Here is a 12,063-nt window from a genome sequence, read left to right on the forward strand (position 1 = left end):
TTCAGGAGCATTGCGATGAGTACCGACGATAAACGCATTCGCGAATTCGCCTATCAAATCTGGGAATCGGAAGGCAAGCCTGAAGGGCACGAGGAGCGCCATTGGGAAATGGCGCGCAAACTCGCTGAAGCCGAAGCGCTGGCGCCGAAGAAACCGCCAAAAGCCGCTGGCAGCAAAGCCGCGGGCAAGACTAGTGAGGCCAAGGCCCCAGCCGCCAAGCCAAAACCTGCGGCCAAAGCCAAACCAGCCAGCGCTGCAAAAGTGATTCCCCCGGGTGAAAAGCCCGCTGAGAAAAAGCCTCGGGCGCCGAAGAAGCCTTCGGCGATCTGACGCTTTAACGACGATTGAACTGAATGACCGTGTGGCGGGTTCGCTCGCCACCGAGGACGCGCTCGTCCTCAAGAAACCCACCAATCCCCTGTAGGAGTGAGCCTGCTCGCGATAGCGATCTGACATTCAACATCGATGTCGCCTGATAGACCGCTATGGCGAGCAGGCTCACTCCTACAGGGGGATGTGTAAGCCCAGAAATTACCCGTTTTGCAGGAGCAATCATGACCCGTCCAAAGAATGCCGAACCCACCGCGCACGCCGAGCCGTCGAGAATCCGTGAAGGCCTGCCCTTCCCGCTCGGTGCGACCTGGGATGGTCTGGGGGTGAACTTTGCTCTGTTTTCCGCCAACGCCACCAAGGTCGAACTGTGCATCTTCGACGATGCCGGCGAAGTCGAACTCGAACGCATCGAACTGCCGGAATACACCGACGAGATCTATCACGGTTACCTGCCCGATGCGCACCCGGGACTGATCTACGGCTACCGTGTCTACGGCCCTTACGACCCGGCCAACGGTCATCGTTTCAACCACAACAAACTGCTCATCGACCCGTACGCCAAGCAATTGGTCGGCGAACTGAAATGGTCGGAAGCGCTGTTCGGCTACACCATCGGCCACCCTGACGCCGACCTCAGTTTCGATGAGCGCGACAGCGCGCCGTTCGTGCCCAAGTGCAAAGTCATCGACCCGGCGCACACCTGGGGCAACGACCATCGCGTCAGCGTGCCGTGGGACAAAACCATCATTTACGAAACCCACGTGCGCGGCATCAGCATGCGTCACCCTTCGGTGCCGGAGAACGTACGCGGCACCTTCGCCGGGCTGATGGTCGACGATGTGCTCGAACATATTCGCAAGCTCGGCGTGTCCACCGTCGAGTTGCTGCCGATTCACGCCTTCGTCAATGACCAGCATCTACTGCACAAAGGCATGACCAACTACTGGGGCTACAACAGCATCGCCTTCTTCGCTCCGGACCCGCGTTATCTGGCCAGCGGCAAGATCGCCGAGTTCAAGGAGATGGTTGCGCACCTGCACGAAGCCAATCTCGAAGTGATTCTCGACGTGGTCTACAACCACACCGCCGAGGGCAACGAGCAAGGTCCGACCCTGTCGATGCGCGGCATCGACAACGCCTCGTACTACCGTTTGATGCCGGACGACAAGCGCTTCTATATCAACGATTCCGGCACCGGCAACACGCTGGACCTGAGCCATCCGTGCGTGCTGCAAATGGTCACCGACTCGCTGCGTTACTGGGCCAGCGAGATGCACGTCGACGGTTTCCGTTTCGACCTGGCGACTATTCTCGGCCGCTATCACGATGGTTTCGACGAGCGTCACAGCTTCCTCGTCGCTTGCCGTCAGGACCCGGTGCTGCGTCAGGTGAAAATGATCGCCGAGCCGTGGGACTGCGGCCCCGGCGGCTATCAGGTGGGCAACTTCCCGCCGGGCTGGGTCGAATGGAACGACAAGTTCCGCGACACCGTGCGCGCGTTCTGGAAAGGTGACGACGGCCAGGTTGCCGACTTCGCCAGTCGCATGACCGCCTCCGGCGAGATGTTCAACCAGCGCGGACGGCGGCCGTACTCGTCGGTGAATTTCATCACCGCCCACGACGGCTTCACCCTCAACGATCTGGTGTCGTACAACGACAAGCACAACGAAGCCAACGACGAAAACAATCAGGACGGCAGCAACAACAACCTGTCGTGGAACCACGGTGTCGAAGGCCCGACCGACGATCCCGAAATCAATGCCCTGCGCCATCGGCAGATGCGCAATTTCTTCGCTACCCTGCTGCTCGCCCAAGGCACGCCGATGATCGTCGCCGGTGATGAATTCGCCCGTACCCAGGATGGCAACAACAACGCTTATTGCCAGGACAGCGAGATCGGTTGGGTCAACTGGGACCTGAGCGAGGACGGCAAGGCGTTGCTGAAATTCGTCAAGCGCCTGATCAAGTTGCGTCTGGCTTATCCGATCCTGCGTCGCGGCCGCTTCCTGGTTGGCGAGTACAACGAGGACATCGGCGTCAAGGACGTCACCTGGCTGGCACCCGACGCCACCGAGATGACCACCGAGCATTGGCACGATGCGCACAACCGCTGCCTGGGCATGTTGCTCGACGGCCGCGCGCAGGAAACCGGGATTCGCCGCAAGGGTGCGGATGCGACGCTGCTGCTGGTGGTCAACGCCCACCACGACATCGTCAATTTCACCTTGCCGGAAGTGCCGGAAGGCAGCTTCTGGACTTGCATGATCGACACCAATCAGCCGTCGATTCGTGGTCAGGAACGCTTCGATTTCGGCCACGAATACTCGGTCACCGGTCGCTCGCTGCTGCTGTTCGAACTGCAACGTGATGAAGAAGACTGATATGGACCTGCACCGTTATCTCGCCCGGCGTCCGGCGGATTATCCGCACACCGTAGCGCTCGGCAATTGTCTGCGGGCGCTGGTCGAGGCCGGGCTGGATCGTTTGCCGTTGCCGGGCAGTGGCCGCACGCTGGAACGTTTTCAGTGTCTGGCGGAGGTCGCTGGGCATGACCTCGGTTTGTGCAAACTGTTCGAAGGCCATACCGACGCACTGGCGATCATCGAGCAATTGGGCGGTTCGCCGACACCGGGCAGTACGTGGGGCATGTGGGCGGCGGAACCGCCGCAGGCGCGGGTCAAGGTCAGCCCGGCCGGGCACATGGTCGCGCTGCACGGGCGCAAGGCGTGGTGCTCCGGGGCCGCCGTGCTCAGCCACGCCTTGCTCACCGCGTGGGATGCCGATGATCAGCAACAACTGGTCGCCGTCGCCCTCGACCAACCGGGCGTGACCGTCACCGAGCAAGGCTGGCAAGCCGTGGGCATGGCCGCCACTGGCAGCGTGGAGGTGCTGTTCGACGGCGCCGAAGCACAGGCCATCGGCAATCCCGGCGACTATCTGCAACGACCGGGTTTCTGGCAAGGCGGGATCGGTATTGCGGCGTGCTGGTACGGCGCCGCAAGGCAAATTGCCGAAGCGTTGCGCGCACAGTGTGAGCAACGCCCGGAGCCGCACGCCCTCGCCCATCTCGGCGCGGTCGACAGTGCCTTGCAGGCGGCCGCCGATGTCCTGCGTTTCAGCGCCCTGCACATCGATGCACACCCCGAGGACAACGCCGAACTGCTCGCCCGTCGTGCCCGCGCGGTGGTCGAGCAGTCGGCGGAACAGGTGCAGCGAGAGGTCGGTCGCGCCCTCGGCGCCGGGCCGTTTTGCAAGGATCGGCACTTTGCCCGGCTCAGCGCCGACCTGCCGGTGTTCCTGCGTCAGAGTCACGCCGAACGTGATCTGGCTGCGCTCGGGAAAATGGTTGCCGGGCAATCCGCGGAGGCATGGGCGCTATGAAAACCAATCCGATTGTCGGTCAGGGTACGAGCCTGCATCAATGGCAGGCTTCGCGGCATCTGGCGGAACTGGACAGCATCGACATCCTTAGTCTGGTGCCACCCGGCGCACGGGCGGTGATTATCGCGCCGCACCCGGACGACGAAGTGCTGGGTTGTGGCGGTTTGCTGCAATTGCTCGCCGAAGCCGGCCGGCCTCTGCAGTTGATTTCAGTCACCGACGGCAGCGCCAGTCACCCCGGTTCCAGTCGTTGGCCGGTCGAACGTCTGAGCGTGGTGCGCCCGCAGGAGTCTGCCGAAGCGTTACGCCGCCTCGGTTTGCCGATGCATCGCGTGAAGTGGCTGCGCGGTGGCTTCAGCGACACCCAGGTGGCCGCTCAGGAAGCAGAGTTGGTCAATTTCATCGAGCGTCATCTGCGCCCCGATGACGTGCTGTTCACCACGTGGAGTGAAGACGGTCATTGCGACCACGAAGCCGTCGGCCGCGCCAGTGCCGAAGCTGCCCGCCGCGTCGGTGCGAGTTGCCATGAATTGCCGGTGTGGACCTGGCACTGGGCAACCCCGGAAGACGCCTTTGTCCCGTGGCAACGCGCACGCAAGATTCTCCTGACGCCGGCGCAAGTTGCGCGCAAGCGCCACGCGGTACATGCCTTCGCCAGTCAACTGGAGGGCGATCCTGACGCCGGACTCGGTCCGGTGCTCGCGCCGTATGTGCTCGATCGCCTCCTACAGCCCTTCGAAGTGGTGTTTCTATGAGTGTCGAAGATCGCTACTTCGATGGCCTGTTTGCCGGCAACGACGACCCGTGGGCGTTCCGTGAGCGCTGGTACGAGCAGCGCAAACGCGCGATCACTCTCGCTGCCCTGCCGCGTCCGCACTACCGGGCAATCTTCGAACCGGGCTGCGCCAACGGCGAGTTGAGTGCCGAACTGGCCAGCCGCTGTGATCGCCTGCTGTGCTGCGACACCGCCAGTGCGGCGGTGACCTTGGCGCGCACGCGTTTGAGTCTGTTCGATCATGCCGAAGTGCGGCAAAACCGTCTTCCCGGCGACTGGCCGGAGGAAAAATTCGACCTGATCGTATTTAGCGAGATCGGCTACTACCTCGATGGCGAAGATCTGACAGAAGTGATCCGTCGGGCCAGTGATTGCCTGACTGCCGACGGCCAGTTCCTCGCCTGTCACTGGCGTCCGCCCATCGATGGCTGCCCGCTGAACGCGCGGCAGGTTCATGACCTGATCCACGAAAAATTGCATCTGCCGCGAGTGGCGCTGCATCAGGAAGCGGATTTCCTCCTTGAGGTGTGGAGCCGCGAGCCGCGCTCGGTGGCGGCACTGGAGGGATTGCGATGATCGGCATTCTGATCCCGGCGCACAACGAGGAAGACTTGCTCGACGAATGCCTGGGCGCGGCGATGCGCGCCAGCCGCCACGGTTTATTGGCTGGCGAAAAGGTTGAAGTGTTGGTGGTGCTCGACAGCTGCACTGACCGCTCGGCGCAGATTGTCAGCCGCTATCCGGTGCTGAGCCTGCACATCGATGCACGCAATGTCGGCCAGGCCCGGGCGGCCGGCGCACAGCTGTTGCTGGAACGCGGCGCTCGCTGGATCTCCTGCTCGGACGCCGACAGTCGGGTCGCCGACGACTGGCTGGTCGCCCAGCTGGGGTTGGGGGCCGACGCGGTATGCGGTACCGTCACCGTCGAACGCTGGCACGAGTCGTTCGATGCCGCGGCGCAAATCCGCTACCACCGGCATTACCGGGCCTGCGATGGTCACCGGCATATCCACGGTGCCAATCTGGGCATCAGCGCCGACGCCTATCGCTGGGCCGGAGGCTTTAAACCGTTGGCCTGCGATGAAGATGTGCAGTTGGTACGGGAGCTGGAACGGGACGGTGCCAACATCGCCTGGAGTCATCGCCCGCAAGTGCTCACCAGCGCGCGGTTCGACAGCCGTGCTCGTGGTGGCTTTGGTGACTATCTGCGAAATCTGGCACAGATGGAGCAAAAAAAAGCGGATCAGATTGATCTGTGACGCGACGGATCTGGCTTCATGAGCAATACTCTGCTGCGCGGCAATCCAGGGTTCGGAGCGTCGCACGGCATTCAACCAGCCTTCACGGGTCGGTGGCGTCTGGCAATCACTGCCACGCAAACGACTGAGGGCGAGACAACACAAGGACGTCAGACCATGAAAACGTTATCCCTCAGCGACAGCAGCCTGCCGGCGCAAATATGGAACAGCGCCGCACAACTGGACAACATTCCCGTCATCAATACTCGCAGCCTGGTGCCCGATGGTGCCCGCGCCGTGGTCATCGCGCCGCATCCCGGCGATGAAGTGGTCACCTGCGGCGGACTGCTGCAATTACTGTCCAGCCTCGGTCATCCGCTGCAACTGCTCTCGATCACTGACGGCAGTGCCAGCCACCCCGGCTCGCGGCAGTGGTCGGAAAAACGCCTGAGCGTATTTCGCCCACAGGAAAGCGTCGAAGCCCTGCGCCGCCTCGGCCTGCCAATGCACAGCCTGAAATGGGTGCGTGGCGGCTTCACCGATAACGCCCTGTGCGACCAGCAGGCGCAAGTGACCGAGTTCATCGGCCGCTACCTGCGCCCCGGCGACGTGGTGTTCAGCACCTGGCGCGGCGATGGCAACGACGACCACGAAGCGGTGGGCCGGGCCAGTGCGCAAGCGGCTGAACAGGCCGGTGCGATCTTCCATGATGTACCGGTCTGGGCCTGGCACTGGCCCGAACGCGACCAGCAACTGATCCCTTGGGAGCGCGCGCGCAAACTGCGCCTCGACACCTGGACCGTCGCGCGCAAGAGCCACGCCACCCACGCCTACGCCAGCCAGCTCAACGGCGAACCGGCGATCGGCATTGCGCCGATGCTGCCGCCGGTGATCCTGGAGCGGATGCGCTTGCCGTATGAAATCGTGTTTGTCTGAACTCAACGAGTTCACGGAGTACATCTCGCAATACCTATGGGCTTGTTGATGAAAGCGCCAGAACCTTCAGCGTGAAGGCCGACTGACATCCTGCTGGCGCGGGTGCATTTTCTCGCAATTCACCGCCAGAAATTCGTGCCACCCCTCTTAAGCCGTTCGTCGATTTTCAGTGCGCACCTGTCAGATCTGACAGGTGCGCTAACCCATCAATACAGGTTCAATCACTCCATCACCCGACCGGAGTGCATTGCCGTGTTTGTCAACGACCCCAAGCCTGAATCCACCTCGACTCGCACTGAGTTTGTCCGCACCGGTCGTCATCAAAAAGCGCCTGAATGCTCTTCAAGAGGACTTGCCTGATGCCTTCTCACAAGCGTTTCCGCTTCCCTCCCCTGACGGAAGGCAACAATCCACTGACGGTGCTGCGTCCCCTGCTGATTCCGGGGATGGTCGAGCCGGTGCAAGATGGCGATGGCGGGATCAACATCCAGATCGCCACCGATGACCCCGACGGCGTGCTGTGCGTCATCAATCCTTATCTGCCTCCCATGAGCGAGGGTGACAAACTCGAGATTTATTGCAACGGCACGAGAGTGCGCGAACGATTCGTGGAGGCCGACGAAGTCAACCAGCGGGTGTTCTTTTATCTGCCGACGCCTGTCGAGTCGGGGTGGCTTGAAAACTGCCACTATGTGCTGACACGCAAAGGCGAGACCGAAGCCGATCCGCCCTCGGTGGCCTTGCGGATATGGGTCAAGCTATACAAGCCGGGTAACTTTGACAGGCATCCGAATGACGAGGACGGCCATTCAGAACTGAACATCGTGCAACTGCCACCCGAACTGGTCGAACAAGGCGTGATAGACGCCGAATGGGCCAAAAAAGGGGTACTGGCCACCATCCCTCATTATGTGTATTGCACACGCAACGACAAGGTCCGTTTACAGCTGGGCGAATACCTGATTCCTGCGCACCGCATCACGCCGGAGCAAGCCGAAGGCCAGCAGCCGATCGAAATCCTGATTGATCAGGACGCCATTCTCGGCGCCGGCGACGGTCTCAGACTGGTAGTCAAATACGACATCATTGACGAAGTCGGGAATTGGGCCGACCGCCACTCTCAACGCACCTACATCGACGTGGACGCGGGCGGCTGGCGACTGGAGGCACCGATCATCAGGGAAGCCCTCAACGGCGTGATTACTATCAGGGATTTGAACAAGCAGCCGGTGACGATTCAGATCCATGTCAGCAGCCAGTACTTCGGCGTGGGCGACAGCGTGAAAATGACCTTTATCGGCACGCCGCCGTATAACGCGGAACCGCTCATCTGCAGCGAAACCCGCGACATCGATAACGTCCCTTCAGTGCTGGAAATCGAAGTGCCCTATGAGTTGATCAGGGCCATCGCCCAAGGGCGTGCCGATGCGTCTTATATTCTCTACAAAAAGGACGGGGGCGACCCGATCTCTTCCCGGCGCGCTCTTGCCAGGGTAGAAGGCGACGTCAACATGCTCCCCGAGCCGAGCATCCGCGAACTGCTCGGCGATACCCTCGAACCGGACCAGCCTTACGCCACGGTCGACGTGCGCTACGCGATGAAAAATGGCGACCTGATCTGCCTGAGATGGACCGGCATCAAGTCCAACGGCGACGCCTATCTGCATGAGGTTTCCCATATAGTCAGCGACAACGAAGCCAAGGAAGGCCTGGTCACGTTCGACATCAACGCCGAGCACATCAGTGTGCTTGATAACGGCACGCTCGACCTTTCTTACGTGGTCGCGAACGATGCACCTGGCCTCCTCGACATCAGAGAGTCCGAGCGGTTGCTGGCCAAGGTCGGGAAGATCCGCGCGACACTGCCGGCCCCCGAAGTGGAAGAGGCCGATCCGCCGGGGGATGTGCTGGATCCGTCCAAGGTGTTCGAGAGAGTGCATGTGTGGATCAGCGAGGCGAAGACCCTGAAGGGGGATGTTCTTACCTTTTACTGGCGCAGTCCCAACCCATTCGCCAGCACCAGTGACTGGTTGCCCATTACCACCGTGACGGAAGGTCAACCTGTGCGTTTTCCGGTGGACGTAAAATTCGTGACGGCCAACATCGGAAATAGCGTTAGGGTGCTCTATACATTGTGGCGGGCCGCCACGCAGCGGAATGAATACTCTGCAGCATTAGATTTACGGGTGGCTGGGTGGATATCGCCCACCCTCACCGACATCACCGACTCCAAAGGCACAATCGCGCCCGGCGGGATTACCTTTGATACCAGCGTCACCGTCACCGGCACCGCCAGTCAAGGCCAGACCGTGCAGCTCTACGACGGCAACACCGCGCTGACACCGGACGTGCCGGTCGACGCCGATGGCAACTGGAGCAGAGTGATCAGTGGACTAAGCCCGGTCGCGCACCCTATCAAGGCCAAAGCACTCTACGGTGCACAACCGGAGTCGGCGGTGCGCAGCTTTACCGTCGCGCAAACCGTGACCCCCGTCATCAGCAACATCACCGACTCCAAAGGCACAATCGCGCCCGGCGGGATTACCTTTGATACCAGCGTCACCGTCACCGGCACGGCCAGTCAAGGCCAGACCGTGCAGCTCTACGACGGCAACACCGCGCTGACGCCGGACGTGCCGGTCGACGCCGATGGCAACTGGAGCAGAGTGATCAGCGGATTGAGCCCGGTCGCGCACCCTATCAAGGCCAAAGCGCTCTACGGTGCACAACCGGAGTCAGCAGTGCGCAGCTTTACCGTCGCGCAAACCGTAACCCCCGCCATCAGCAACATCACCGACTCCAAAGGCACAATCGCGCCCGGCGGGATTACCTTTGATACCAGCGTCACCGTCACCGGCAAGGCCAGTCCACGTCAGCCTGTCAGGCTTTACGACGGCAACACCGCGCTGACGCCGGACGTGCCGGTCGACGCCGATGGCAACTGGAGCAGATTGATCAGCGGACTGAGTCCAGTCGCGCACCCTATCAAGGCCAAAGCACTCTACGGTGCACAACCGGAGTCGGCGGTGCGCAGCTTTACCGTCGCGCAAACCGTGACCCCCGCCATCAGCAACATCACCGACTCCAAAGGCACAATCGCGCCCGGCGGGATTACCTTTGATACCAGCGTCACCGTCACCGGCACGGCCAGTCCACGTCAGACTGTCAGGCTTTACGACGGCAACACCGCGCTGACGCCGGACGTGCCGGTCGACGCCGATGGCAACTGGAGCAGAGTGATCAGCGGACTGAGTCCAGTCGCGCACCCTATCAAGGCCAAAGCACTCTACGGTGCACAACCGGAGTCAGCAGTGCGCAGCTTTACCGTCGCGCAAACCGTGACCCCCGCCATCAGCAACATCACCGACTCCAAAGGCACAATCGCGCCCGGCGGGATTACCTTTGATACCAGCGTCACCGTCACCGGCACGGCGAGTCCACGTCAGACTGTCAGGCTTTACGACGGCAACACCGCGCTGACGCCGGACGTGCCGGTCGACGCCGATGGCAACTGGAGCAGAGTGATCAGTGGACTAAGCCCGGTCGCTCACCCTATCAAGGCCAAAGCACTCTACGGTGCACAACCGGAATCGGCGGTGCGGGCCTTTACCGCCACCTCAGGTTTGAAAAGAGATTTCACCGATTTTGCCAATCAGAACTGGAACGGCTGGGTCGGTGGACCTGGTGTAGATCCGCGGGACTTGCAGTTACGAAATGTGGGTGGCAACTGGAGATTCCATAACTACACCTACACAGGTAAGTCGAACGGGGTGATTATTCAAAAGACACTCTCCAATCTGCAGCCGCGTTACCAGTATCGTTTCAGTATTAAGGCTATCCGGTATGAAGGCGCATCCGCGACGCCATCACTCTCGATCCGAGCCGCTGGCAGCCTCGTTGCCGGCCCTACCCAAATCAGTTCTCTAACCAACTGGATCACCCTCTCAGGCACTTTTACCCCAACAACCAGCTCCATCACGGTTGACGTCTACAGCAACGTCGCAACAGGTATTGGCAACGACTATGAGATTGATGACATTGAAATCGTGCTCATTTGAGTCACACAACCGACCATTCTCGCCAAGCTAACGGGAATGATTCAAACACTGACATCTGAACGGGTCCGGTAAGCCCTGACCATCAAGATAAATGCCGCGAACCAAAGGGACGCGGCGCTTATCAGGTTTCATCTTGTGCCGAGTATTTGACCGCTCGTAAGGTATCCCTTGCAGTACAACTCCGGGGAGCGATCTGAACCTTGATACCGAGATCGAACGACCAAAAGCAGCACTCTTTTGATTTTGAAGGGACGGCGTTTCTGCGACTCCCGCAGCCTAGAGAACGCAGGCAAGATTATTGATTCGCAAGGAACTGCCGGCCCCAGCTGTCAGTCGCATGAACAGGCACTCAGCATTCACAGGAGTCACCGTGTCCAGCGATCCCGAGCGTCATGTAGTCGACGCGCCCGTCATCCATCGTCTCAGAGTGCTGACGGTCAACACGCACAAGGGCTTCACGGCGCTCAACCGGCGCTTCATCCTGCCGGAACTGCGCGAAGCGGTGCGTAGCACCTCGGCCGACCTGGTGTTTCTGCAGGAAGTGGTGGGTGAGCACGAGCGGCATTCGAGCCGTTACAACGAATGGCCGCAAACTTCGCAATACGAGTTTCTCGCCGACAGCATGTGGAGCGATTTCGCCTACGGGCGCAACGCCGTCTACCCCGACGGCCATCATGGTAATGCGCTGCTGTCGAAATACCCGATCCGTGAGTACCGCAACCTTGATGTGTCGATCACCGGGCCCGAACGCCGTGGCCTGCTGCATTGTGTGCTCGACGTACCGGGGCACGCTGAGGTCCACGCGATCTGCGTGCATTTGAGTCTGCTCGAAAGCCATCGGCAATTGCAGTTGCAACTGCTCTGCCAGTTGCTCGAATCCCTGCCCGATGACGCTCCGGTGATCATTGCCGGCGATTTCAACGACTGGCAGCTTCAGGGCAATGTCGCCCTCGCCCGTCGCGACTATCTGCACGAAGCGTTCGAGCGCCATCACGGGCGCCCGGCCAAGACCTATCCGGCACGCTTTCCGCTGTTGCGGCTGGACCGGATCTACCTGCGCAATGCCAGCAGTCATGACCCACAGATCCTCGGTAACAAGCCGTGGACGCATCTGTCCGATCATCTGCCGCTGGCCGTCGAAGTGCACCTGTAGCCGCAATAGTGACAGTAATGCAGGACACAATAAGGCAGCTCGTTCGTTGGTTGAAAGTTACCGACAGACCTTCTGTCGGTAACTGAATGCCCCTGACGCGAGGCTTATACTGCGTTTATCCATGCAAACAACCACTTAGTTATGTGCAGAAAAACAAACGCTTGCAAAGCCCGTTTTACCACTACCGCT

The 12,063-nt window shown here is 60.7% G+C and carries 9 protein-coding genes; all 9 read left to right on the top strand.

Annotated features, from left to right (window positions below; genetic code table 11):
* The first annotated feature begins 15 nt into the window (after positions 1–15).
* The 9 genes from AC3IUF_RS16035 to AC3IUF_RS16075 all read left to right on the top strand — a co-directional run bounded on the left by AC3IUF_RS16035 (position 16) and on the right by AC3IUF_RS16075 (position 11,874).
* Entirely contained in the window at positions 16–330 is a 315-nt protein-coding gene (locus AC3IUF_RS16035) for a DUF2934 domain-containing protein (protein ID WP_123375375.1), read from the top strand.
* Between the two features lie 224 nt (positions 331–554).
* Complete coding sequence (glgX, locus tag AC3IUF_RS16040; protein ID WP_007918157.1) at positions 555–2,714, top strand: glycogen debranching protein GlgX; 2,160 nt, start codon at positions 555–557, stop codon at positions 2,712–2,714.
* 1 nt (position 2,715) lies between these two features.
* On the top strand, positions 2,716–3,714 hold the full coding sequence (locus AC3IUF_RS16045) for an acyl-CoA dehydrogenase family protein (protein WP_007918164.1): 999 nt from the start codon (positions 2,716–2,718) through the stop codon (positions 3,712–3,714).
* The gene (locus AC3IUF_RS16050) at positions 3,711–4,469 is read left to right on the top strand and encodes a PIG-L deacetylase family protein (protein WP_489278583.1); all 759 of its coding nucleotides are present in this window, start codon (positions 3,711–3,713) and stop codon (positions 4,467–4,469) included. The genes AC3IUF_RS16045 and AC3IUF_RS16050 overlap by 4 nt, the downstream gene beginning before the upstream one ends.
* Positions 4,466–5,065 carry an SAM-dependent methyltransferase gene (locus tag AC3IUF_RS16055; protein ID WP_463543132.1) on the top strand — a complete coding sequence of 200 codons (600 nt, stop codon included), beginning with the start codon at positions 4,466–4,468 and terminating at the stop codon, positions 5,063–5,065. Before AC3IUF_RS16050 ends, AC3IUF_RS16055 begins: the two co-directional genes overlap by 4 nt.
* Positions 5,062–5,748, top strand: a complete 687-nt coding sequence (locus AC3IUF_RS16060) for a glycosyltransferase family 2 protein (RefSeq protein ID WP_489278584.1) — start codon at positions 5,062–5,064, stop codon at positions 5,746–5,748. The genes AC3IUF_RS16055 and AC3IUF_RS16060 overlap by 4 nt, the downstream gene beginning before the upstream one ends.
* A 156-nt stretch (positions 5,749–5,904) precedes the next feature.
* A complete protein-coding gene (locus tag AC3IUF_RS16065; RefSeq protein ID WP_007918172.1) occupies positions 5,905–6,663 on the top strand; it encodes a PIG-L deacetylase family protein in 759 nt (252 codons plus the stop codon).
* A 359-nt stretch (positions 6,664–7,022) separates the two neighbouring features.
* Positions 7,023–10,721 carry a carbohydrate binding domain-containing protein gene (locus AC3IUF_RS16070; RefSeq protein WP_489278585.1) on the top strand — a complete coding sequence of 1,233 codons (3,699 nt, stop codon included), beginning with the start codon at positions 7,023–7,025 and terminating at the stop codon, positions 10,719–10,721.
* A 370-nt stretch (positions 10,722–11,091) separates the two neighbouring features.
* Positions 11,092–11,874 carry an endonuclease/exonuclease/phosphatase family protein gene (locus tag AC3IUF_RS16075; protein WP_122661320.1) on the top strand — a complete coding sequence of 261 codons (783 nt, stop codon included), beginning with the start codon at positions 11,092–11,094 and terminating at the stop codon, positions 11,872–11,874.
* The last annotated feature ends 189 nt before the right edge of the window (positions 11,875–12,063 follow it).

This window comes from Pseudomonas sp. KH_040, from assembly GCF_057839305.1.